Source organism: Ensifer sp. VA4, assembly GCF_055710065.1.
The window spans coordinates 222,291-245,153 of the sequence record NZ_JBVQPO010000001.1 but is presented as its reverse complement, the minus strand read 5'-3'; the positions used below and the strand labels follow the sequence as shown (position 1 = coordinate 245,153).

Below are 22,863 nucleotides of genomic sequence, written 5' to 3'. Positions count from 1 at the left end.
CCCGCATGCCTTGACTATGCGGGTGCCTAAAACTATGTTGCGCGCGACTTCAAATGGGGCCGAAACGTGGCTTGAATGATGGCCTATTGTATGACCGAAATCGCGGTCTGAGACCCGATTAGGACGGCAAGGGAGTGGCCACGTGGCGGAGAAACCTGAAGAAAGTCTGGAAGCGCGGCTGAAGCAGCTCGGCGAGAAGATTGAGGCAAAGAAGCCTCATGCGCCTGATGCAGCAGAGGCCCGTGCTGCCGACAGCCGCAAGGGCTATGCGGCGGCGATGAAGCTCTCGAGCGAATTCATCGCCGGTATCGTTGTCGGGGCGTTTCTGGGCTATCTTTTGGACCACTTTGCGGGTACAGGGCCGTGGGGCATGATCGTCTTCCTGCTTCTTGGCTTCTGCGCCGGCGTGCTGAATGTGCTGCGCTCGGCCGGTATGGTGGCGACACCGGAAGCCGGAAGAGATGGCTCTGGGAATGACAAGAAGGACGGAGACGCCCACTGAGGCGTTGTCCCGAAGAAAACGGTTTCCGCTCTCGGGCGGGCAGAACGAAAGAGAAGCGCGGTGTCAAACGATCCGACCCACCAGTTCCTGGTCAACAAGATTGTCCCGATCGAGATTGGCGGAATTGACTTTTCCTTCACCAATGCGTCGCTGTTCATGGTTGCGACCGTGGGTGCTGCCGCTGGCTTCCTTTATCTGACGACGTCGCAGCGCGGTCTGATCCCGACCCGCATGCAGTCGGTCTCCGAAATGTCCTATGAATTCATCGCCTCGATGCTGCGCGAAGGCGCCGGCAGCGGCGGCATGAAGTTCTTCCCGATGGTGTTCTCGCTGTTCATGTTCATCCTGACGGCGAACCTGCTCGGCATGATGCCCTACTTCTTCACGGTCACCAGCCAGATCATCGTCACCTTCGCGCTCGCCGTCTTCGTGATCGGCACCGTCATTCTCTATGGCTTCTACAAGCACGGTCTCGGCTTCCTGAAGCTCTTCGTGCCGCATGGCGTCCCCGGCGTGCTCTTGCCGCTCGTCGTCGCGATCGAAATCATCTCGTTCCTTTCCCGCCCCATCAGCCTCTCGGTCCGTCTCTTCGCCAACATGCTGGCCGGCCACATCACGCTGAAGGTCTTCGCAGGCTTCGTCACCTCGCTGAGCGCACTCGGCGCTCTCGGCATCGGTGGTGCCATCCTGCCGCTCATCATGACCGTCGCCATTACCGGTCTTGAATTCCTCGTCTGCTTCCTCCAGGCCTATGTCTTCGCGGTACTGACCTGCATGTACCTCAACGACGCTGTCCATCCCGGAAGCCACTAAGGAATAACAGTCGCTTGCTTCCGGCCGGCCCTCCGCCGGAAGCGCAATCCTAAGCCGCAACACCATTCGAAGGAGTTCAAACATGGAAGCGGAAGCAGCAAAGTTCATCGGCGCAGGTCTCGCTTGCCTCGGCATGGCCGGCACGGCTCTCGGCCTCGGCAACATCTTCGGCAGCTACCTGTCCGGCGCGCTGCGTAACCCGTCGGCTGCTGACGGCCAGTTCGGCCGCCTCGTATTCGGCTTCGCCGTTACGGAAGCTCTGGGCATCTTCTCGCTGCTCGTAGCCCTGCTCCTCCTCTTCGCCGTCTAATACCGGCTGGAGTTTCGGCCGCGGCCCGTGAAAAGGCCGCGGCCGCGCATATTCTTGAGTGCACCTGGAGGTGAGCATGTTTGTGACCGCGGCCTATGCCCAGCAGTCAACCACCACTGAAGGCGCCGAAGCACACGATGCCGCTGCGGCCGGTGAGGTGCACACCGAAACGGGTGTGGCCCACGAAGGCGAGGCTGGCTCCGGCGTGTTCCCGCCCTTCGATTCGACTCATTTCGCATCGCAGCTGCTCTGGCTCGCGATCACGTTCGGCCTCTTCTATCTCCTGATGTCGAAGGTCATCATTCCGCGCATCGGCGGAATTCTCGAAACCCGTCACGATCGGATCGCTCAGGATCTCGATGAAGCGTCCCGCCTCAAGGGCGAAGCCGACGCGGCCATCGCCTCCTACGAGCAGGACCTGGCGGCGGCCAAGTCCAAGGGTCACAAGATCGCTGACGACGCCCGCGAATCCGCAAAGGCCAAGGCAACGGCAGACCGCACGGCCGTCGAAGCCGATCTCGCCAAGAAGATCTCGGCTGCGGAAGACCGCATCGCCGACATCAAGGCAAAGGCCCTGGCAGACGTCGGCGCCATCGCTGAGGAAACCGCGACCGCTGTCGTCAAGCAGCTGATCGGTGGAACCGTCACCAAGGCCGAGATCACCGCTGCCGTCAAGGCATCGGCTGGCAACTGAGGAGCACTGAGCTATGCATCTTGATGCAACTTTCTATGCCTTCGTTGGCCTGATCCTGTTCTTCGCTCTGATCGCCTATCTCAAGGTTCCGGGCATGGTCGGCAAGGCGCTCGACGCCCGCGCCGAAAAGATCGGCAACGAACTGACCGAGGCGAAGCGTCTGCGCGAAGAAGCACAGAGCCTTGTCGCCGAGTACCAGCGCAAGCGCAAGGATGCCGAGGCGGAAGCCGCCGGTATCGTCGCTGCCGCTCAGCGCGAGGCCGAAATGCTGACGGCGGAAGCCAAGCAGAAGACCGAGGAATACGTTGCCCGCCGCACGGCTCTCTCGGAGCAGAAGATCAAGCAGGCCGAAAGCGACGCGATCAACGCCGTCCGCTCCGCTGCCGTCGATCTGGCAATCGCCGCTGCCGAGAAGGTCGTTGCCGCCAAGGCCGACGCCGGTGCACAGAACGACCTGTTCAAGAAGGCGCTCGGCGAAGTCAAGGCACGCCTGAACTAAGCCTCGGCCCATTCCCGATTGAAGAGAGCCCCGCCCCGTGCGGGGCTTTCTGTTTGCGCCATGCGCCGGGGATCGGCTGCAGGCTCTGGCCAGTGGGGCCATATGGCGCACAGGCCTCCTGTTCGCAGCGAGCCATCCGGCGCGGCACCAGCGAGCCCCGGAAAAAACATCTGTTTGAAGTGCACCTTTGTCTGGGCTCACAGGGCACGTGCTGGCGCTTCGACCTTCTTGCAAGCTGGCGGGCCGGCGCCGGCACTCCCGGGAAGCGCTCCGCGGCTTTCAGTCCTGCCGCAGCGGACGGAAGCTCATACGGTGCAGGGCGCAGGGGCCATGGGTCTCGATCGCGCGACGGTGGGTCACGGTCGCATAGCCGGCATGGAGCGCGAAGCCATAACCTGGGTGGGCGAGATCAGCGCGGGCCATCATGCGATCGCGTGTGACCTTGGCGACGATCGAAGCGGCGGCGATCGACAGCGATCGCGCGTCGCCCTTCACGACAGCCTTGGCGTGGCAAGGAAGCCCAGGCGGCACGTCGCAGCCGTCGACGAGCACGAAGCGCGCGGGGGAGGGAAGGCCCGCCACGGCGCGCCGCATCGCCTCCAGGCTTGCCTTGCGGATATCCGTGGCATCGATCGTGCCGGCGGAGGCTGAGGCGATCGACACGTGCGACGTCGCGAGGATTTCGTCGAACAGTTTCTCGCGCGCCTGCGCGCTAAGCTTCTTGCTGTCATCGAGGCCTTCGGGAATGGCGTCCGGATTCAGGATGACTGCGGCTGCCACGACGGGCCCTGCGAGCGGACCGCGGCCGGCCTCATCGGCGCCGGCGACCGGCCAGAAACCGTCGCTCTTTGCCGAGAGTTCAAAACTGAAATCGGGCGCTTCGATGATATCGGGAAAAAGGGGAGAATCGGACGACCTGCGAGACATGAGTCTAATTCGCATGATCGACCGATTCTCTTCAAGCCCCCAGGTCCGAGTGCGGCGGCGGACGGGGGATAACCGATGCCCCAGGCGGGGGCAGGGCATCGGAACTGCTTTGTGACCTTCCAACGTTCAGACCGGATTGCCTGAAGGGGGCGATAGCTCTCCCATTTCCCGGCATCCTCGGCGCGCATCGTTGGTCACAAAGCCGGAATAGCCATCGCGCTGGCCATTCCGGAAAACTTCAAAGAAGCGAGAGCTGCACCCCCGTTCCGAGCGGCGGCACGAACAGATCGTCACGCAACTGCCGGCGCGTCGGGTTGAAGCCGAGGCGCTTGGTGGCGAGATCGAAGCGGCGGCCGATCTGCCAGGCATAGGGACCGGCGCCTTTCATGCGCTTGCCGAATTCGGCGTCATAGTCCTTGCCGCCACGCATGGAGCGGACGAGCGACATGACGTGCCGGTAGCGATCCGGATAGTTGCGCAGCAACCAGTCGCGAAACAGCGGGCTCACCTCCAGCGGCAGCCGCAGGAGCACATAGCTCGCCTCCGTCGCCCCGGCCGTCCTCGCCGCTTCGAGAATCCTTTCGATCTCATGGTCGTTGAGTGCCGGGATGATCGGGGAGACGAGAACGCCGGCTGGGATACCGGCCTCGGCCATGGCGCGAATCGCCTCCAGCCGCTTGGCCGGCGTCGCAGCGCGCGGCTCCATCGTTCGCGCCAGCTTTCGGTCGAGCGTCGTGACCGAAATACCGACGCGCACCAGCCCCTTCTCGGCCATCGCCGCGAGAATGTCGATGTCGCGAGTGACCATCGCCGACTTGGTGACGATCATGACCGGATGGTTGGCGTCCCTCAGCACTTCGAGGATCTGGCGCATGATGCGCCATTCCTTTTCGATCGGCTGATAGGGGTCCGTGTTGGTGCCGATGGCGATTGGCCTGACCTTGTAGTCCGGCCGCGCCAATTCGCGCTCCAGCAGCCGCGCCGCGTCCGGCTTGGCAAAGAGCTTCGCCTCGAAATCCAGGCCCGCCGACAGACCCATGAAGGCGTGCGTCGGCCGGGCGAAGCAATAGATGCAGCCGTGCTCGCAGCCGCGGTAGGGATTGATCGAACGATCGAAGGAAATATCGGGGGATTCGTTCCGGGTGATCACCGTTCGTGGCTTCTCGACCTGGACCTCGGTCTTGAAGGGCGGCAGATCCTCCAGGCTTTCCCAGCCATCGTCGAAGCTTTCCCGCGCCTGCGGCTCGAAGCGGCCTGACATGTTGAGCCCGGCGCCGCGTCCGCGGCGGCGGTCGATGTCGATCCGCAGGCCCGTTGCGCTCATCATCGCTTCGGCGACGTCCGCCGTATTGGCGGGCGCAAGCGCGCCCTGCCTGATCTGAGACAGCTCGTTCATTGGAATCTCCCCGGAATCAGATATCTGATCCCGTTTTGTTCTGATTATTTTCCTATCGTGAATACGAGAACAATTCAAGAACAAAAAACAGCGGCGGTTTGGTCGGGGATCCGCGCTTCCCGGTTCGCGACCAACGCCGGCCGGGCATGTAGCAATTGTGGCGGTGATGCGGTAGGACGAGCTATGCTGACGATCATCATGGAAACGCGAGACAACGAAGCCGAGCTGGTTCAGACGCTGTCGGTGCTCGTCGCCGGCGCCGTGGAGGGCCTGGTCAGTGATGTGATCATCCTCGATCACGGCTCCAAGGACGGCTCATCGCGTGTGGCGGAAGCGGCCGGCTGCCGCTTTTGCGTCGACTGGAATCTCCGCGAAATCGTGCGTTCGGCACGCGGCGAATGGCTGATGCTGCTGGAACCCGGTGCCCGCCCGATCGGTCGGTGGGTCGACGAGCTTGCCGAATATGTCGCGCTCAACAGGACACCTGCGCGCTTCTCCGATTCCAGAATGCACCGCAGGCCGTTCCTCCGACGATTGGTCCGGCGGAAGAAACCGCTGGAAGCGGGTTTCCTGATGAGCAAACACGATGCGCTGACGGTGGCCGAGGGCAACCGATGCCTTGGTGACATGACGAATGTCCGGACCGTTCGCAAACTCTCGACGGAACTCGTTCCGGCCTGGGTTGCCGTCGAAAGCAGGCGGGCGCCGGGGCCTCGCTGATTGCCGCATGAGAAAGGTGCCAGTCCCCGCGGGACGGCACCTCAAGGTGGCTCTCAAATGACCGTGTCTGATAAATTTCTTGCCGGGCAGCATTCTGGCTGCACGTCGTATCCCCTTGTCCTCCCCGCCCGGGAATAGCGGCGGGGAGGTGTCCTTGCAGCCCGAAGAAAGGTGCGGCGGCCGATCTCGCTGGGCTGACATCGGACGCTAATGACGGGAAAAATGGCTGTCTGTTACAAAGGTAACAGGCTCGAAGAGCGAGGGGCCGCAGCGGCTCCGGCTCAGCCGCGTTTCAGGTGTTCGTCGAGCCGCGGCATGATCTCGACGAAGTTGCAGGGCATGTGCCGGTAGTCGAGCTGTTGCTTCAAGATGCCGTCCCACGCGTCGCGGCAGGCGCCCGGCGATCCCGGCAGAACGAAGATGAAGGTGGCATTGGCGACGCCGCCGGTCGCGCGCGACTGGATGGTCGAGGTGCCGATCTTCTCGTAGGAGATCCGATGGAAGATCTCGGAGAAGCCGTCCATGCGTTTTTCGAAGAGTGGCTCCAGCGCCTCCGGCGTCACGTCCCGGCCGGTAAATCCCGTGCCGCCCGTCGTGATCACCACGTCGATCGCTGGCTCGAGCGTCCAGGCCTTCACTTGCTCGTAGATCCTCGCCTGATCGTCTGGCACGATCGCGCGTGCTTCCAGGCGGTGGCCTGCGTCTCGCACGCGCGATTCCAGCGTGTCGCCTGATTTGTCATCGGCGAGTGTGCGTGTGTCGGACACCGTAAGGATGGCGATTCCGACGGGAATGAAGGGACGTTTTTCGTCGATGCCGGCCATTCTACCTGTCTCTCCCTGTCGTGTTGCAGGCGAGAACGTACCAGCCGGGCTGCGCCGCCGAAAGAGTGCGCGCTGTCGCAGCCGCGCGTTCACCGTCGTCGAAAATGCCAAAGCAGGTGGCGCCCGAGCCTGACATCCGCACCAGGATCGCTCCGGCTTCCGTGAGCGCCTGGCAGACGTCGCTGATCACGGGCTGCAATTGTTGCGCCGGCGGCTGCAGGTCGTTGCGCATCGTTGCCATGGCCGACAGCCAGTCGTCCATCGTCTTCAAGTCCAGAGGCAGCACGAGCGGCGGATTGGTCTTGTTCGCGAGCGTCCGGAAGACGACAGGCGTCGAGACGCCGACGAGCGGATTGACCAGCACGAGGGGCAGGGATGGAAGGTCGGCAAGCGGCGTGATGTCCTCGCCGATGCCCTTCGCCACGAGAGGTTTGGCGGCGAGGCACATCGGTACGTCGGCGCCGAGCGTCAATGCCATCGCATCGAGGCGGGAGGGTTCGATCGTCGCGCCCCAAAGCTCGAGCAGCCCAAGAAGCGTTGCCGCCGCGTCGGCGGAGCCGCCGCCGATGCCGGAAGCGAGGGGAAGGTTCTTTTCGAGATGCAGATGGACAGGGCCGGCAGCGGCGGGGTTGCGGGACCGCAGCTCTTCACGCAGGAGGTCTCGCGCTTTTAGAACCAGATTTCCGCCCTCAGCGCTGGCATCCATCGGCAGTTCGGCCGCAAAGGGCCCCGACACGGTGAAAAGATCGGCGTCTGCCGATGCAAACCCGATCCGGTCGCCGCGATCGGCAAAGGTGACGAGACTTTCGAGAAGATGGTGGCCGTCGGCCCGCTGGCCGACGACGTGAAGCGCCAGATTGATCTTTGCGGGCGCCGCGCGCGTCAGCGTGAAGCCCGCAATGCCGTCCTCGGTCATGGATCGATCAGGACTTCTTGTCCGGCGCCGGCGCTTCCGGGATCGCCTTCTTCGGCGCGGTTTCCTTCGCGTCGGCCGAGGCCGGAACCTCTTCCTTCAGCGGCGGCAGGCCATTTTCGATCTTCGCCTTGATCTTCGGGATCTCGGCTTCCTCGGGCTTCAATTCCAGCGTCTGCGTCCATTGGAACACCGCTTCGAGCTTGCGGCCGACACGCCAGTAGGCATCACCAAGGTGGTCGTTAATCGTCGGGTCGCCGGCCATCAGTTCAGCCGCCTTCTCCAGTTCCACCACCGCGTCGTCGAAGCGATTCATGCGGAAATAGGCCCAGCCGAGCGAATCGACGATGTAGCCGTCGTCGGGCTTCAGTTCGACCGCCTTGCGGATCATCTCGAGGCCTTCATCGAGGTTGATGTTCATGTCGACCCAGGAATAGCCGAGATAGTTCAGCACCTGCGGCTGGTCCGGGTTGAGTTCCAGCGCCTTGCGGAAGTTCGGCTCGGCCTTGTCCCAGAGCTTCTGGCGCTCGTAGGCGATGCCGCGTTGGAAGAATACGGTCCAGTCGCTGCGCTTCGGTACGGGCCCGATCTGTTCGACGGCCTTGTCGTAAAGCTCGCCCATCTCCTTGTAGTCCTTGGCATCGGAGAGCACGCTGCCATAGGCGAGATAGTTGCGGATGTTCTTCGGATCGACGTCGATCAGCGCTTTCAGGTGCTTCTTCGCCTCGTCGACCTTGCCGATGCTGGCGAGGCTCAAGCCGAGCTGCAGTTCCGAGACCCGCCGCATTGGAGAAGTCTCCGGTATTGCCTTGTAGAGCTCGATCGCCTCGTTCGGCTTCTTCAGGTTCTCGGCAATACCGCCGAGCATCACCAGAATGTCGGCACTGTCGGGGTCGAGCCGGCGGGCGGTCTGCAGGTAGAGCGAAACGATGTCCTCGGCGCCCTCGCGATTGAGCGCAGCACCAATGGAGAAGAGCACCGCTGCAGTACCCTGGCTGGCGTTCTTGACCTGCTGTTCCTGCGGAACCCCGTTCTCGATATCGGCCCTCAGCGCCTGCAGCGGCGTATAGTTGTTGACCATGTTTTCGCCGACGGCGACGGTGTCGAGCGCCTTCTGCTTGTTGCCTTCGCGCGCCTCGAAACGAGCGAGCGCTTCGACCGCCCGCATGAACGTGTCAGGCGCCGCACTCCCGCCTTCGCGGTCCAGAATGGCATCGTTGAGCCTGGTCCGGGCTGTCTGCTTGTCGCCCGCGGCAACCGCGATCGCCCCCGCGTGATAGTTCTTGAACACGCGGAACCAGTCGGGACCTTCGAGCCCGTTGATCTGTGCCAGCGCTTCCTTCGGCTTGCCCTGGCCGAATTTCGCCCAGGCGGAAAGCAGGCCGTTCATCAGCCGGTCGAGGTCGTTGGGGCCTTGGTAGTTCAGGAGCTTCTGCGCATTGCGATACTCGCGCTTGCGGATCGCTTCGATTGCGCGGATCACGGTGGTGATGCGCTCGACGGCCGGGTCGGACTTGAGCTGGTCGGCAATCTTCGCGCCTTCGTCGAACTGGCCGGCCATCAGCAAGGTGATCATCAGACGCTGCTTGACGTCGTTGTTATTGGGTTCGAACTGCAGCGCGATCTTGTAGAGCTCGGTGGCGGATGCGAAATCGCGATCCGTATCGGCCGTACGGGCAGCGAGGAAAGCGCCCGCGAAGGTGTTCACCGATTTGATGTCAAAGGGCTCGCTTTCCTCGACGGCGGCAGCCTTGTCTTCCGCGAAGGCCTGGTGGCTGCCGCTGACTGCGGCGAGAGCCAGCAGTGCTGCGCCGCTGAGGAGGCGGAGGATCGTCATTTGCCGCATGTCAAACCTTTCGTGCCGATTGCTCGGCCTTGCGCACCACTAAGGGTTGTTGTCGGAGTCAGCCACATATAGCCCAGCACAACTCTTGAGGAATAGAATGGCTTTTTTGGCGCAATGCGGCAAGAAATTCCTGTCGTTCGTCCCGGTACGGCCGAGGTCCCGTCAGCTTACCCGATCGATGCAGAAGTCGATCACTTCCGTGAGAGCTGATTTCCAGGGTGAGGCCGGCAGCGGTGCCAAAGCATCGCGGGCGATCGTGCCATAGTGCTGGGCGCGCGCGATCGTATCGCTCAAGCCGCCATAGCGCTTGATCAGGCCGAGCGCCTTGTCGAGATTGGCATCGCTGCTGTCGCCGCCTTCGATCGCCTCGCGCCAGAAGGCGCGGTCTTCCGCCGTTCCGCGACGGTAGGACAGGATCACCGGAAGCGTGATCTTTCCTTCGCGGAAATCGTCGCCGACATTCTTGCCGAGGTCGCTCGACGAGCCGCCGTAGTCGAGCACGTCGTCGACGAGTTGGAAAGCGAGGCCGAGGTTCATGCCATAGGACTTGAGCGCGTTACGATCGGATTTGCTGGTCTGGGCGACGATCGGCCCGACTTCGGCGGCAGCGGCAAAGAGTGCCGCGGTTTTTGCGCGGATGACCTGCAGATAGTCGTCCTCGGTCGTTTCCATGTTCTTGGCAACGGAAAGCTGGAGGACTTCGCCTTCGGCGATGACGGAGGCTGCGGTCGACAGCACGTCGAGCGCGTCGAGCGAGCCGACATCGACCATCATGCGGAACGCCTGGCCGAGCAGGAAGTCGCCGACGAGAACGCTCGCCTGGTTGCCCCAGATCGTGCGTGCGGTGGACCTGCCGCGGCGAAGATCGCTTTCATCGACGACGTCGTCGTGCAGGAGCGTCGCCGTATGCATGAACTCGACGCTGGTGGCGAGCTTGACGTGGGCGTCGCCCTCGTAGCCGAACATCGAAGCGGAGGCGAGCGTCAGCATCGGGCGTAGCCGCTTGCCGCCGGAAGAAATCAGGTGGTTGGCGACCTCGGGAATCATCTGAACGTCGGAGCCGGCCTTCGACAGGATGAGCTGGTTGACGCGCTCCATGTCCGGCGCAGTCAGGTCGACGAGCGGCTTAACGGACGCCTGTTTGTTTTTGCTGTCTTCCAGCGGTATCACTACGCCCACACCGGGACTCCTGTTTTCATTGTCGCTTTCGACAATAGGAAGGGGTGCCACGTGCGGCAAGAGGCGAATTGTCCCGCTTGCTGAAATAGGACAGGAAAAACCGCCGGATGAAGGAATTGATCCGTACCAACGATGCCGTCGTGCTCTCCTTTGCCGAGAGCCTGATGAAGGATGCCGGCATCGCATGTCTCATTGCCGATCAGGGGATGAGTATTCTGGAAGGCTCGCTCGGCCTGCTGCCCCGCCGTTTCCTGGTTGCGGATGAAGACGCGCAAGCCGCGCGGCGGATCCTGATCGACGCCGGGCTCGAGGCGGAGTTGCGGCCGTGAGGGTGCCATGCAAACCGGTCACGCTGCAGGTGCAAGAATCATGACGTCTGCTGCGGCTGAAACCGTCGATGCCTTTCATCGCGGCAAGTTCCACGTCGTCCAGCCGCTGGGGCAGGGGCATCGGTCCGGCATGGATGCGATGCTGCTGGCGTCGCTCGTTTCCGCGGACCGTCCCTGCCGCGTCGCCGATCTCGGCGCCGGTGCAGGTGCTGCCGGCATGGCCGTCGCCTCGCGGATCGAAGGCGCGGAGGTGGTCCTGGTGGAGCGCTCGCCGATCATGGCGGACTATGCCCGCCGCAGCCTGAAGCTCACCGAAAACGCCCGCTTTGCGTCGCGGGTCTCTGTGCTGGAGGCCGATGTCTCGCTTGCCGGCAGGGCGCGTGTCGCCGCGGGCCTCGCCGATGACAGCTTCGATCACGTGATCATGAACCCGCCGTTCAATGATGCTTCCGACCGCAAGACGCCGGATAGTCTCAAGGCGGAGGCGCATGCGATGAGCGACGGGCTCTTCGAGGTCTGGGTGAAAACCGCCGGGGCAATCATGAAGCCGGGCGGACAGTTGTCGCTGATCGCCCGGCCGGAATCGATCGCGGAGATCATCGCCGCCTGCGGCCGCCGTTTCGGCGGCATCGAGATCACGGCGCTTCATCCGCGCGTCGGCGAAAACGCCGTGCGGATCCTGGTGACGGCGATCAAGCAGAGCCGCAAGCGGCTGGTACTGCGCGCGCCTCTCGTCATGCATGAAGAAGGGCACCGCTTCGCCGATCATGTCGACGATCTCAACAATGGTCGAGCCGCCTATCGCCGCCGCTGATTTACCGTATGCGGATTGCGTTTGCCGCGCCAGTGCATACATGGCATGGACAGGCCAGAATACTTGGTCGTCGGAGTGCGATGAGGAAAATGTATGCGGTTTCCGCGCGCATTCCGCTCTAACTTATGAGAACCGGTCACGGTTATGATTTTGGGCCGATCCGAGCCAAATCATCGGACCTAGCAGGCAGGAGTTGAAATGAAGGCGTTCCTGAGACGGTTGTTGCCGAGGCGGTTTCGCAGCGAAGGCGTGACGGTCCCCGTCGTCCGGCTTCACGGAGCGATCATGGCCGGCGGCGGGCAGTTCCGGCCCGTGCTCAACCTGGCGACGGCGGCACCGCTCCTGGAAAAGGCTTTCGCGGTGAAGGACGCCCCCGCTGTCGCGATCTCCGTCAATTCGCCCGGCGGCTCCCCGGTGCAGTCGCGCCTTGTCTACCAGCGCATCCGGGACCTCGCCGAGGAAAAGAAGAAGCGCGTCCTGATCTTTGTCGAGGACGTTGCCGCCTCCGGCGGATACATGATCGCGCTCGCCGGTGACGAGATCATCGCCGATCCGACCTCGATCGTCGGCTCGATCGGTGTCGTCTCGGGCGGTTTCGGCTTTCCGGAACTGCTGAAGAAGATCGGTGTCGAGCGACGTGTCTATACCGCTGGCGAAAACAAGGTGATGCTCGATCCGTTCCAGCCGGAAAAGGAACGCGACATCGCGTTTCTGAAGCACCTGCAGTTCGATATCCATGATACCTTCATCCAAATGGTCAAGGCCCGTCGCGGGCAGATGCTCGCTGATGATCCGGATATCTTTACCGGGCTCTTCTGGACCGGCCGACGTGGGCTGGAACTGGGGCTCATCGACGGTCTCGGCGACCTGCGCGGCGAGGTGAAGAAGCGCTACGGCGAAAAGGCGCGACTCGAACTCATCCAGCCGGTGCGCAGCTTTTTCGGCCGCCGGCAGACCGGCGCGGCCGTTGCCGGCGCCATCGCCGAGCCCCTGGCAGCGTCGGCGGCAGCGAGTCTTGCCGAAGCGATCGAGGAAAGGGCATTGTGGGCGCGGTTCGGGCTCTAGCCCGCGCGCGTCGCCCTTGGAGGAAAAATGCCGCAACTCATCCTGCTCTTGATTGCAGGTTTCATTTTCTGGCTCGGCTATCGCAAGTTCGTGGCCGATGCGCGGAAATTGACGCGCCAACGTGAACAGACCCGCCGCGAGGAGCGGACCGGCGCGCAAGGCACGCTGGTCCAGGATCCCGAGACCGGTGAGTACAGGCTGAAACGCGACGACGAATAGATGGGATCGCAGGGCGCAGAGGCTCCGGCGCGTCTAATTGGCGGGCCGGCGTTGTAGTTGCTTGACCCCTGTCATCAGGCGTGGCACCAGTCCGGCTCATTTTTAGAAGAAATCCGGACGCGATCCATGACCACTCTGCCCGATCATATGAACCCGAAGCGCTCGTTTCAGGCCCTGATCCTGACTTTGCACAACTACTGGGCCGACAAGGGTTGCGCCGTGCTGCAGCCCTACGACATGGAAGTGGGCGCCGGCACCTTCCATCCGGCAACGACCTTGCGTGCGCTCGGGCCCCGTCCGTGGCGCGCCGCCTATGTGCAGCCGTCGCGCCGCCCGACCGATGGCCGCTACGGCGAAAACCCGAACCGCCTGCAGCACTACTACCAGTACCAGGTGCTTCTGAAGCCGAACCCGTCCAACCTGCAGGAGCTCTATCTCGGCTCGCTGGAGGCCATCGGCCTCGACCCGCTGCTGCACGATATCCGCTTTGTCGAGGACGACTGGGAAAGCCCGACGCTCGGTGCTTGGGGCCTTGGCTGGGAGTGCTGGTGCGACGGCATGGAAGTGTCGCAGTTCACCTATTTCCAGCAGGTCTGCGGCATCGAATGCTCGCCGGTTTCCGGCGAATTGACCTACGGTCTCGAGCGTCTCGCCATGTATGTTCAGGGCGTCGACAACGTCTACGACCTGAACTTCAACGGCCGCGAGGGCGCAGAGAAGATCAGCTATGGCGACGTCTTCCTGCAGGCAGAGCAGGAATATTCGCGCTACAATTTCGAGTACGCCAACACCGCGATGCTGCATCAGCACTTCATCGATGCCGAAGCGGAATGCCAGGCGCTGCTGGCTGCCGGCGCGCCGGGCGATCACAGCAACAATCAACTGCACAAGTGTGTCTTCCCCGCCTATGACCAGTGCATCAAGGCGAGCCACGTGTTCAACCTGCTCGATGCCCGTGGCGTCATTTCGGTCACGGAGCGCCAGAGCTACATCCTGCGCGTCCGCACGCTGGCCAAGGCCTGCGGCGAAGCCTTCCTCTTGACCGACGCCGGCGGCGCGAACTTCAACCGGGACGCCGCTTGACCGCGCAAACGCCCGGGCTCGTCGTTCACATCAATGGCTGGCCCGAAACCGGCAAGCTGACGATCGCGCGTCATTTGGCCGAGAGGCTGGGCGCGCCGCTCGCCGACAATCACACGCTGATCAATCCGGCCGAGGCGCTGTTTGCGCGCGGCCCAGATCGCTGATCCATCGGCGGTCAGATGATCTGCGTGGCGTTGATGTCGTTCTTGCAGAACGCCTTCAGCGTCGGATAGGCGCCAGTGTAGACTTGGCCGGAATAGGTCTGCAGGGCGCGGCGAACACCGGTCGGCCGTTCGGCGGAACCAACGCTCGCATAGGCAACGAAGAGCGCCGTAAAGGCGATCACGTTGATGAAGGTTGCGAGCGTTTTCATGGTCTTCACTTCGGCTTCGGGTTGTTCGATAGGGCGACTATCGCCGATCGCCCGCCTGGTCGCCGTTACCGTTGGAACAGGAACCGAGGTGTTTTGCCGTGAGGGCGCGTTGCTGCGGTGAACAGTGCGTTCACCTTGCGGATGGCAATCGGGGAGGAGTGGGTTTCTCGGCCCGAATGCTGCAGAAAGCGCTATGAAGCTGAGACACGAATGCTAATCTCTGCGCGAATTCTTTGGAGGGTGCCCTATGATCGGTCTGGCAATCGCCGTCGTCGTGATCCTGTATCTGGTTTTCGTCTATAACGGTCTCGTCAAGGCGCGGCAGATCGCCGAGGAGGCCTGGTCGGGCATCGATGTGCAGTTGAAGCGTCGTGCCGATCTCATTCCGAACCTGATCGAAACGGTGAAAGGTTACGCGGCGCACGAGAAGTCGACGCTCGAAGAGGTGATCGCCATGCGCAACCGGGCGCAGGCGGTGCCGGCCGGCGACATCGAGGGGCGGGCTGAGGCCGAAGGCGCGTTGTCCCAGGCGCTCGGCAAGCTGTTCGCGCTCGCGGAAGCCTATCCGGACCTGAAGGCCAATGAGAATTTCGCCGAACTGCAGCGCTCGCTGGAGACGATCGAAGGCGAGATCCAGATGTCGCGCCGCTATTACAACGGTGCTGCCCGCGACCTCAACGTCAAGGTCGAAAGCTTCCCGTCGAACCTCATCGCCAACGCTTTCCGCTTCGTGAAAGCCGGCTATTTCGAGATCACCAACGAGGCCGATCGCGCGGTGCCGCAGGTCAAGTTCTGACCCCTTCCATCCGCGACTCCGGTCGCCATGAACATTCCGGCCGCGGGCTCTCGCTGCGGCTCAATTCGCATCAAGAGACCTCATTCGATGACGACCGATACCATGAAGAAGCTGACCATCCTGCCGACCGACCATCCGCTCCGCGGCCATGTGCGCCCCCCGGGCTCGAAGTCGATCACCAACCGTGCGCTGCTGCTCGCAGGCCTTGCGAAAGGCACGAGCCGCTTGACCGGTGCCTTGAAGAGCGACGACACCCGCTACATGGCGGATGCGCTGAGGGCGATGGGTGTCGAGGTCGACGAGCCGGATGAAACCACCTTCGTTGTGACCAGCACCGGCAAACTCAAGCCGCCGGCCGTACCGCTGTTCCTCGGCAATGCAGGTACGGCGACCCGCTTCCTGACGGCGGCCGCGGCGCTCGTCGACGGCACCGTCGTCGTTGACGGCGACCAGCACATGCGCAAGCGGCCGATCAAGCCGCTGGTCGAGGCGCTTGGTACCCTCGGCGTCGAGATCGCCTCCGAAACCGGCTGCCCGCCGGTTATCGTCAAGGGCACGGGCGGGTTCCCGGCCGGCCGCGTCGTCATCGATGCCGGCCTTTCCAGCCAATATGTCTCGGCCTTGCTGATGGCAGCACCTGGCGCCAGGGGGCCGGTCAGCATCGAGCTTGCCGGCGACGAGATCGGCGCGCGCGGCTATATCGACCTGACCGTTGCCGCCATGCGGGCCTTCGGTGCCGAAGTCGAGCAGGTGAGCCCGTCCGTCTGGCAGGTTGCGCCGACAGGATATCGGGCGGCCGACTATGTCATCGAGCCGGACGCTTCGGCTGCCACCTATCTCTGGGCGGCGGAAGTCCTGACCGGTGGTGCCATCGATCTCGGCGTGCCGGCGACGGCCTTCTCGCAGCCGGATGCGCGCGCCCATGCGGTGATCGCCAGCTTCCCGAACCTGCCTGCCGTCATCGATGGCTCGCAGATGCAGGACGCGATCCCGACGATCGCCGTGCTCGCCGCCTTCAACAACACGCCGGTGCGCTTCGTCGGACTCGCAAACCTGCGCGTCAAGGAGTGCGATCGGGTGCGAGCGCTTTCGCTGGGGCTCTCCGCAATCCGGCCGGGCCTGGCTCATGAGGAAGGCGACGACCTGATCGTCTCTTCCGACCCTGCGCTTGCCGGCCAGACCTTGCCGGCCTCGATCGACACCTTCGCCGATCACCGCATCGCCATGAGCTTCGCGCTTGCCGGCCTGAAGATCCACGGCATCACCATCCAGGATCCAGGCTGCGTTGCGAAGACCTATCCGGCCTATTGGGATGCGCTCGCATCCCTCGGCGTCGAATTCACCGGCGACCGGCCCTGAGCCGGAGCGGGATGAGGAAAAGTGTATGCGGATTCCGCCCGCATCCCGTTCTAACCAATCAGATCGACCGCGTGACTTGAACTTCAACCGGAAGAAAGCTTGATCCGCATGGCCCGTCTTGCTGCCGCTTTTGCCTTTCTGGTGTTTTTGCTGGCAACGGCGGGCATCGGTCGGGCGGAGGAGGTCTTCTCCGCCTATCGTTCCGTCATCGATGTCGCCAAGGATGGCACGATGACCGTCACCGAGACGATCACGGCGACCGTCGAGGGCAACAAGATCCGCCGCGGCATCTACCGCGACCTGCCTTTGACCTTCACCGATGCGAAGGGCAAGCGCAGCAAGGTGGACTTCAAGCTGCTGTCGGTCGAGCGCGACGGCGACGAGGAGCCCTACCGCACGGAATCGATCAGCGGCGGCATCCGCATCTACACCGGCTCGGCCGAGGTGTTTCTGGAGCCGGGCGAGCACACGTTTCAGTTCACCTACGAAACCGGCCGGCAGATCCGTTTCTTCGACGATCATGACGAACTCTACTGGAACGTGACCGGCACGGAGTGGGACTTTCCGATCGACGAGGCAAGCGCGACGGTGACCCTGCCGGAAGGCGTCAGGGCCGAAGCCTTGGATTTCTTCACCGGCGGTTACGGCGCGACCGGCAAGGACGCCCGCGCATGGCGGGATGGCAGCGAGATCTTCTTCGCCACCACCCGCCGCCTCGATCCGCGGGAAGGGCTGACGATCGCGATCAAGATGCCGAAGGGTAGCATCGACAGGCCTTCCTCGAGCCAGGAGAACGCCTGGTGGCTGCGCGATCACCTCGCGCTGGTCATCGCCGGTGCCGGGCTCGTCGTCGTGCTGCTGTATTACGGCCAGGCCTGGCTGAGGGTCGGGCGCGACCCGGATCGCGGCGTCATGGTGCCGCGCTGGGATCCGCCGGACGGCATCTCGCCGGCGCTCGTCAATTATATCGACAACAAGGGCTTCTCCGGCGAGGGCTGGACGGCGCTGTCGGCGGCCGCGCTCAACCTTGCGGTCAAGGGTCATGTGGTCCTCGAGGACCTGAAGAACGCCATCGTGATCGCCGCGACCGGCGAGAAGGGCGACGAAAAGCTGCCGACCGGCGAAGCGGCCGTGATGAAGGCGGTCAACGGCGCGGGCGGCAAGCTCACCATCGATCGCGCCCATGGCACGCGGGTGCAGGCGACCGGAGCCGATTTCCGCAGTGCCATGGAGCGCGAGCACCGCGGCAAATATTATCTGGAAAACACCGGCTACGTGGTTGCCGGCGTCATCCTGTCGGTGCTGGCCGTCGCGGCCGTGTTCTTCTTCGGCGACCTCAGCGAAGACAGCCTGCCGCTGGTGATCGTTCCGGTTTTTATCGCCTTCTTCGTATCGATCCTCGCCGTCTCCTTCGGCAAGTCGCTGCGCCGCGAGAAGAGCCTGATGAGCCGGATCATGTCGATCGTGGTCGTCGCCTTCATCGGCTTCGTGGCCTTCACGATCTTCTCGGCGATCCTCGCCGCCGTCTTCTATTCCGCGGCCGAGACGGACGAGTTGCCCCTGCTGTTCGTTATCGGCGCCATTGTTCTCGTCAATGTGCTGTTCTTCTTCCTGATGGGCGCGCCGACGCCGCTCGGCACACGGATGATGGATGGCATCGACGGGCTCAGGCAGTATATGACGCTCGCGGAGAAGGACCGGATGAACATGCAGGGCGCGCCTGAAATGTCGCCCCGACATTTCGAAACGCTGCTCCCCTATGCGGTGGCGCTCGGCGTCGAAAAGCCCTGGACCGAGACCTTCGATCGCTGGTTGCTCGCGGCCGCGGCAGGGGCGGCCGCGGCTGCCGCCTATCAGCCGAGCTGGTATCAGGGCGACAGTTTCGGCTCCAGCACCTTCGGCGACCGCATTGGCGGCTTTGCCGGCTCGATGGCGGAGACGATGACGTCGTCCTTGCCGCCTCCACCCAAGTCGTCATCATCCGGCTTTTCGTCCGGCGGCGGCTTTTCCGGCGGCGGTGGAGGTGGTGGCGGCGGCGGCGGCTGGTGAAACCGCCTGTGCACCCGCGCATGGACAGCCAAATTCATCGACGGGCTTGGTGACATTCTTGCCAGAGATTGCTAAGTCCGCCGCAACCGTCAGGAACAGAAAAAGTTACTCCCATGCCCGATCTTCTTATCGAACTCCGCTCCGAGGAAATTCCTGCCCGCCTGCAGCGCAAGGCGGCCGGCGACCTCAAGAAGCTGCTGACCGATGCCCTGGTCGAGGCGGGCCTGACCTATGAGGGTGCGCGCGAATACTGGACGCCGCGTCGGCTGACGCTCGACATCCGTGGCCTCAACGCCCGCTCCGCCGATATCCGCGAAGAGCGCAAGGGCCCGCGCACCGACGCCAACGAGAAGGCGATCGAAGGCTTCCTGCGCGGCGCCGGTCTCTCTTCGATCAGCGAAGCGCATGTCCATAGCGATCCGAAGAAGGGCGATTTTTACGTCGCCCACATCGTCAAGCCGGGTCGACCGGCCGAAGAGATCATCGCCGAGGCGATGCCGGGTATCATCCGCAATTTCCCCTGGCCGAAGCCGATGCGCTCCGGCGTGGCGTCGGCAAAGCCCGGGGCGCTTCGCTGGGTCCGCCCGCTGCAGTCGATCGTCTGCACCTTCGGTTCGGAGACCGAGGAAACGCACGTGATCCCGTTCGAGGTCGACGGCATCGTCGCCTCGAACGTCACCTATGGCCACCGCTTCCATGCGCCGGAGGCGATCACGGTTCGCCGCTTCGCCGACTACGCCGAAAAGCTCGAAAAGGCGAAGGTCGTTCTCGATGGCGAGCGCCGCAAGGAGATGATCGTCGCCGACGCGCGCAACACCGCCTTCGCCAACGGTCTTGAGCTTGTCGAGGACGAAGGTCTGTTGGAAGAGGTTTCGGGTCTCGTCGAATGGCCGCAGGTGCTGATGGGGACCTTCGAGGACGCCTATCTCGAAATCCCCTCGGAAATCATCCGGCTGACAATCAAGACCAACCAGAAGTGCTTCGTCACCCGCGTTCCGGGCGCAGACACGCTCTCCAACAAATTCATCCTCGTTTCGAACATCGAGGCGAAGGACGGCGGCAAGGAGATCGTGCACGGCAACGGCAAGGTCGTCCGCGCCCGCCTTTCGGACGCGGCCCATTTCTGGCACCGCGACCAGGGCAACCTGCCGGATCTCGAGACGCTCGAGGCCTCCGCCAAGAAGTTCGCTCTCGATCTCGATAAGCCGCTCGACCAGCGCATGGCCAAGCTCGATGCGCTGAACGTCACCTTCCACGCCAAGCTCGGCACGCAGGGCGAACGCGTTGCCCGTATCCGGGCACTGGCCGGCGAACTCGCCAAGGTGACCGGCGCCGACCCAAAACTCGTCGACCGCGCCGCGGTGCTCGCCAAGGCGGACCTGCGCACGGAGGCGGTCGGTGAGTTCCCTGAGCTTCAGGGCATCATGGGCCACAAATACGCGCTGCTGCAGGGCGAAGAGCGGTCGGTCGCCGATGCGCTCGAAGATCACTACAAGCCGCAGGGCCCGTCCGACCGGGTACCGACCGATCCGGTGGCGGTGACAGTGGCGCTTGCCGACAAGCTCGACACGCTCGTCGGTTTCTGGGCGATCGACGAAAAGCCGACCGGCTCCAAGGATCCCTATGCGCTTCGCCGCGCAGCACTGGGCGTCATCCGTCTGATCCTGGAGGGCAAGGCGCGCCTGCCGTTGCTGCCGGCCTTCGAGGCCGCACTCGTCGCTCTGCGGGCACAAAAGCCGGCACTCGCGGACGACGTTTCCACCGATCTGCTTTCCTTCTTCCACGACCGCCTCAAGGTCTATCTGCGCGATCTCGGCGCCCGTTACGACCTGATCGACGCCGTCCTGACGCCGGATTCGGACGACCTTCTGATGATCGCCCGCCGTGTCGAAGCGCTGACGGCATTCATCACCGACGAGGAAGGCCGGAACCTCTTGGCCGGCACCAAGCGTGCGACGCAGATCCTGGCGGCCGAAGAGAAGAAGGGAACGACCGTCGCCGATGCCGTCGATGCCGACCTCTTCCGGCTCGATGCCGAAAAGGCGTTGCACCGGGCCGTTGAAGTTGGTTCGGGCGAAGCGCGCGACGCGATTGCCAAGGAAGACTTCCGCTCGGCGATGGAAGCGCTGGCAAGGCTGCGCGAACCGGTCGACCAGTTCTTCAACGACGTACTGGTCAATGACGACGATGCCGCGATCCGCGCGAACCGCCTGGCGCTGCTCGGTCTGATCCGCTCGGCAACCGGCACCGTTGCGGATTTCTCCAAGATCTCAGGCTAAGACGAGACGGTCGGCCGCCGGTTCCGCCGGCGGCATTACAGCGCCGCGCGTCTTATCAGACGCGCAAAGGTCGCTGTAGCACTTTGATTTGCTGCATGTCTTTGTCCTTAGATCGAGGTCGATTGAAGGAGACATGCAGTAGCCATTGCCTTCGCACAAACGTTCAAGCCGGCTGCCGCCGGGCGACCTATATCCTGTCTCTATCAAACCGATGGAGACAGCCGATGGACAACGCGACGAAGACCCACAAGCCGATCAATTTCGCCGAAAAGCTCTCGCTCTTCAGCGATCAGTGGCAACCGCGCGTCATTGCCGAACTCAATGACTACCAGTTCAAGATCGTGCGCATCGAGGGCGACTTCATCTGGCACGATCACAAGGATACCGATGAAGCCTTCATCGTGCTCGAAGGCACGCTGCGCATCGATTTCCGCGACGGGTCGGTGACGCTCGGGCCGGGAGAGATGTACGTCGTGCCGAAGGGCGTGGAGCACAAGCCCTATGCGGAGCGTGAGGTGAAGATGCTGCTGATCGAGCCGCGCGGCACCCTCAACACCGGCCACGAGGGCGGAGATCGCACGGCGGAAAAAGACCGCTGGATCTGATGCTTGAGATCGGCACGGCATGAAGGCGCTTGCTGATCGGCAGGGCGTCGGGGTAGAGGAAGACATGCCCGAAAAGATCCTCGTCAGCGCCTGCCTCATGGGCCATGCCGTCCGCTACGATGGCCAGTCGAAGCCGCTCATACATCCGGCGATCGATCGCTGGCGGGCCGAGGGCCGTCTCGTGACCATCTGTCCGGAAATGTCTGCCGGCATGCCGGTGCCGCGTCCGCCGGCCGAGATCGCCGCCGGCGCCGTCGGCAAGGACGTGCTGACCGGCCATGCAAAGGTGCTGGAGATCAACGGTCGCGACGTTACCGAAGGTTTCGTGCGGGCTGCCGAAAACGCGCTTTCGCTGGCGCGGGAAACGGGCTGTCGCTTCGCACTGCTGATCGATGGCAGTCCGTCCTGCGGATCCGGCTTCGTTTATGACGGAAGCTTTACCGGCATGCGCCACGCCGGGGAGGGGGTGACGGCAGCATTGCTCGCCGGCCAGGGTATCGAAGTCTATTCGGACAGGCAGATCGAGGCGCTCGTCGCGCGGATCGAAGCATTGGAAAGCCCAGAATAAAAGCCCAGAATAAAAGATTGCGCCCCTGCTTCTCTCAGGGGCGCAATCTCTCGCTCTTGCAGCGAAACGCCCGTCAGCCTTGCATGCAGGGGACAGCTGAGCGGGGCAGGGAACTTTCCCGATAGGAGATCAGTCTAGCCGAAGTTCGAGGGTGGACGGATCAAATTGCTGTGAGCCGTCTGCTGCCGCCTTTTTAACCGTGCCGCCCATGGAGGCGCCGACAGGCATGACCGCAGCGGTCTTTGCGGTCTGGTCGATCGCGATCATCTTCGCGTCGTCCGCCACCGGGTTCTGGTCGTTCGCGTTCGTCGAGACGATGACCGTCGGGGAGGCATCGCCTTCGACGGACGCCGCCTTGATGAACTCCTGCGAGGGCTTGCTGACGAAGACGACGGGCGAGCCACCGAGCCAGGCCTCGGTGCGCACCATCTTCATCTCGCCGTTGATTTTCTTGAGCTCGACCGTTTCATCGCCCGCCGCGATCGTCGGCACGACATAGGTCACCTTCTTCTTCGATTGCAGCGGCGGGCATGCGGCGCAAGAGACCGTGGCGACACTGGCATTGTCGGTCGTACCGGAAGCGACCGACTCGATCGACGACGCCGCCGCGTTGCCGGCGGCAAGCCCGAGAACGGTGGTGATCAGCAACAGGCGCATAGGCTTCTCCCGCAATTGTTAGCGGCGAGAATATGCGCTCTCCC

26 protein-coding genes are annotated in these 22,863 nt (G+C 63.2%); 18 read left to right on the top strand and 8 right to left on the bottom strand.

The genetic code is table 11. The features are described 5' to 3' along the window. Positions 1-142 precede the first annotated feature (142 nt). The 5 genes from AC0C6X_RS01235 (at position 143) to AC0C6X_RS01215 (ending at position 2,818) form a co-directional block, all read left to right on the top strand. A complete protein-coding gene (locus AC0C6X_RS01235; RefSeq protein ID WP_173515763.1) occupies positions 143-502 on the top strand; it encodes an AtpZ/AtpI family protein in 360 nt (119 codons plus the stop codon). A 60-nt stretch (positions 503-562) separates the two neighbouring features. Continuing rightward, complete coding sequence (locus AC0C6X_RS01230) at positions 563-1,315, top strand: F0F1 ATP synthase subunit A (protein ID WP_173515764.1); 753 nt, start codon at positions 563-565, stop codon at positions 1,313-1,315. An 82-nt stretch (positions 1,316-1,397) separates the two neighbouring features. Continuing rightward, positions 1,398-1,625: a F0F1 ATP synthase subunit C gene (locus AC0C6X_RS01225; RefSeq protein ID WP_012707029.1), complete on the top strand. Its 228-nt coding sequence runs from the start codon at positions 1,398-1,400 to the stop codon at positions 1,623-1,625. Positions 1,626-1,701: 76 nt separating this feature from the next. Further along, the gene (locus AC0C6X_RS01220) at positions 1,702-2,319 is read left to right on the top strand and encodes a F0F1 ATP synthase subunit B (protein ID WP_173515765.1); all 618 of its coding nucleotides are present in this window, start codon (positions 1,702-1,704) and stop codon (positions 2,317-2,319) included. Positions 2,320-2,332: 13 nt separating this feature from the next. Beyond that, positions 2,333-2,818, top strand: coding sequence for a F0F1 ATP synthase subunit B (locus AC0C6X_RS01215; protein WP_173515766.1), 486 nt, complete (start codon positions 2,333-2,335; stop codon positions 2,816-2,818). A gap of 279 nt (positions 2,819-3,097) precedes the next feature. On the opposite strand, the gene AC0C6X_RS01210 is transcribed toward AC0C6X_RS01215, so the two are convergent. Together AC0C6X_RS01210 and AC0C6X_RS01205 are read right to left on the bottom strand one after the other, a co-directional pair. Further along, positions 3,098-3,745, bottom strand: a complete 648-nt coding sequence (locus tag AC0C6X_RS01210) for a ribonuclease HII (protein WP_472951454.1) — start codon at positions 3,743-3,745, stop codon at positions 3,098-3,100. Positions 3,746-3,983: 238 nt separating this feature from the next. Continuing rightward, positions 3,984-5,141: a PA0069 family radical SAM protein gene (locus AC0C6X_RS01205; RefSeq protein WP_472951452.1), complete on the bottom strand. Its 1,158-nt coding sequence runs from the start codon at positions 5,139-5,141 to the stop codon at positions 3,984-3,986. 183 nt (positions 5,142-5,324) lie between these two features. Here AC0C6X_RS01205 and AC0C6X_RS01200 point away from each other — a divergent pair, with 183 nt between their 5' ends. Beyond that, positions 5,325-5,861, top strand: coding sequence for a glycosyl transferase (locus tag AC0C6X_RS01200; protein ID WP_472951450.1), 537 nt, complete (start codon positions 5,325-5,327; stop codon positions 5,859-5,861). A 281-nt stretch (positions 5,862-6,142) separates the two neighbouring features. On the opposite strand, the gene moaB is transcribed toward AC0C6X_RS01200, so the two are convergent. The 4 genes from moaB to AC0C6X_RS01180 all read right to left on the bottom strand — a co-directional run bounded on the left by moaB (position 6,143) and on the right by AC0C6X_RS01180 (position 10,623). Further along, positions 6,143-6,685 carry a molybdenum cofactor biosynthesis protein B gene (gene moaB, locus AC0C6X_RS01195; RefSeq protein WP_173515770.1) on the bottom strand — a complete coding sequence of 181 codons (543 nt, stop codon included), beginning with the start codon at positions 6,683-6,685 and terminating at the stop codon, positions 6,143-6,145. A gap of 1 nt (position 6,686) precedes the next feature. Continuing rightward, complete coding sequence (locus tag AC0C6X_RS01190; RefSeq protein WP_472951448.1) at positions 6,687-7,601, bottom strand: 4-(cytidine 5'-diphospho)-2-C-methyl-D-erythritol kinase; 915 nt, start codon at positions 7,599-7,601, stop codon at positions 6,687-6,689. A 7-nt stretch (positions 7,602-7,608) separates the two neighbouring features. Then, entirely contained in the window at positions 7,609-9,444 is a 1,836-nt protein-coding gene (locus AC0C6X_RS01185; protein ID WP_247958009.1) for a tetratricopeptide repeat protein, read from the bottom strand. Positions 9,445-9,606: 162 nt separating this feature from the next. Further along, a complete protein-coding gene (locus tag AC0C6X_RS01180; RefSeq protein ID WP_247958008.1) occupies positions 9,607-10,623 on the bottom strand; it encodes a polyprenyl synthetase family protein in 1,017 nt (338 codons plus the stop codon). Between the two features lie 107 nt (positions 10,624-10,730). Between AC0C6X_RS01180 and AC0C6X_RS01175 the strand changes: the two genes are divergently transcribed. From AC0C6X_RS01175 to AC0C6X_RS01150, 6 genes are all read left to right on the top strand, one after another. Continuing rightward, positions 10,731-10,952, top strand: coding sequence for a putative signal transducing protein (locus tag AC0C6X_RS01175; RefSeq protein ID WP_173515774.1), 222 nt, complete (start codon positions 10,731-10,733; stop codon positions 10,950-10,952). A gap of 40 nt (positions 10,953-10,992) precedes the next feature. Continuing rightward, positions 10,993-11,766, top strand: a complete 774-nt coding sequence (locus tag AC0C6X_RS01170; RefSeq protein ID WP_173515775.1) for a tRNA1(Val) (adenine(37)-N6)-methyltransferase — start codon at positions 10,993-10,995, stop codon at positions 11,764-11,766. Between the two features lie 198 nt (positions 11,767-11,964). Beyond that, positions 11,965-12,831 carry a S49 family peptidase gene (locus tag AC0C6X_RS01165; protein ID WP_472951445.1) on the top strand — a complete coding sequence of 289 codons (867 nt, stop codon included), beginning with the start codon at positions 11,965-11,967 and terminating at the stop codon, positions 12,829-12,831. Positions 12,832-12,858: 27 nt separating this feature from the next. Beyond that, a complete protein-coding gene (locus AC0C6X_RS01160) occupies positions 12,859-13,050 on the top strand; it encodes a hypothetical protein (RefSeq protein ID WP_173515777.1) in 192 nt (63 codons plus the stop codon). Between the two features lie 126 nt (positions 13,051-13,176). Next, positions 13,177-14,133 carry a glycine--tRNA ligase subunit alpha gene (locus AC0C6X_RS01155; protein WP_058320416.1) on the top strand — a complete coding sequence of 319 codons (957 nt, stop codon included), beginning with the start codon at positions 13,177-13,179 and terminating at the stop codon, positions 14,131-14,133. After that, positions 14,130-14,297, top strand: coding sequence for a hypothetical protein (locus tag AC0C6X_RS01150; protein ID WP_247958006.1), 168 nt, complete (start codon positions 14,130-14,132; stop codon positions 14,295-14,297). The genes AC0C6X_RS01155 and AC0C6X_RS01150 overlap by 4 nt, the downstream gene beginning before the upstream one ends. A gap of 11 nt (positions 14,298-14,308) precedes the next feature. Here AC0C6X_RS01150 and AC0C6X_RS01145 read toward each other — a convergent pair whose 3' ends face one another. Beyond that, complete coding sequence (locus tag AC0C6X_RS01145; protein WP_173515778.1) at positions 14,309-14,506, bottom strand: hypothetical protein; 198 nt, start codon at positions 14,504-14,506, stop codon at positions 14,309-14,311. A gap of 247 nt (positions 14,507-14,753) precedes the next feature. On the opposite strand from AC0C6X_RS01145, the gene AC0C6X_RS01140 reads away from it, so the two are divergent. From AC0C6X_RS01140 to AC0C6X_RS01115, 6 genes are all read left to right on the top strand, one after another. After that, on the top strand, positions 14,754-15,302 hold the full coding sequence (locus AC0C6X_RS01140) for a LemA family protein (protein WP_472951442.1): 549 nt from the start codon (positions 14,754-14,756) through the stop codon (positions 15,300-15,302). A gap of 87 nt (positions 15,303-15,389) precedes the next feature. Continuing rightward, entirely contained in the window at positions 15,390-16,661 is a 1,272-nt protein-coding gene (gene aroA / locus AC0C6X_RS01135) for a 3-phosphoshikimate 1-carboxyvinyltransferase (protein WP_376741621.1), read from the top strand. 108 nt (positions 16,662-16,769) lie between these two features. Next, a complete protein-coding gene (locus tag AC0C6X_RS01130; protein WP_472951833.1) occupies positions 16,770-18,710 on the top strand; it encodes a DUF2207 domain-containing protein in 1,941 nt (646 codons plus the stop codon). Positions 18,711-18,823: 113 nt separating this feature from the next. Next, entirely contained in the window at positions 18,824-20,989 is a 2,166-nt protein-coding gene (glyS, locus tag AC0C6X_RS01125) for a glycine--tRNA ligase subunit beta (protein ID WP_247958004.1), read from the top strand. Positions 20,990-21,213: 224 nt separating this feature from the next. Further along, positions 21,214-21,594, top strand: a complete 381-nt coding sequence (locus tag AC0C6X_RS01120) for a cupin domain-containing protein (protein WP_472951439.1) — start codon at positions 21,214-21,216, stop codon at positions 21,592-21,594. 64 nt (positions 21,595-21,658) lie between these two features. Next, the gene (locus AC0C6X_RS01115; RefSeq protein ID WP_247958248.1) at positions 21,659-22,162 is read left to right on the top strand and encodes a 2-thiouracil desulfurase family protein; all 504 of its coding nucleotides are present in this window, start codon (positions 21,659-21,661) and stop codon (positions 22,160-22,162) included. Between the two features lie 129 nt (positions 22,163-22,291). Here AC0C6X_RS01115 and AC0C6X_RS01110 read toward each other — a convergent pair whose 3' ends face one another. Next, on the bottom strand, positions 22,292-22,819 hold the full coding sequence (locus AC0C6X_RS01110) for a plant virulence effector HPE1-like domain-containing protein (RefSeq protein ID WP_472951437.1): 528 nt from the start codon (positions 22,817-22,819) through the stop codon (positions 22,292-22,294). Positions 22,820-22,863 lie beyond the last annotated feature (44 nt).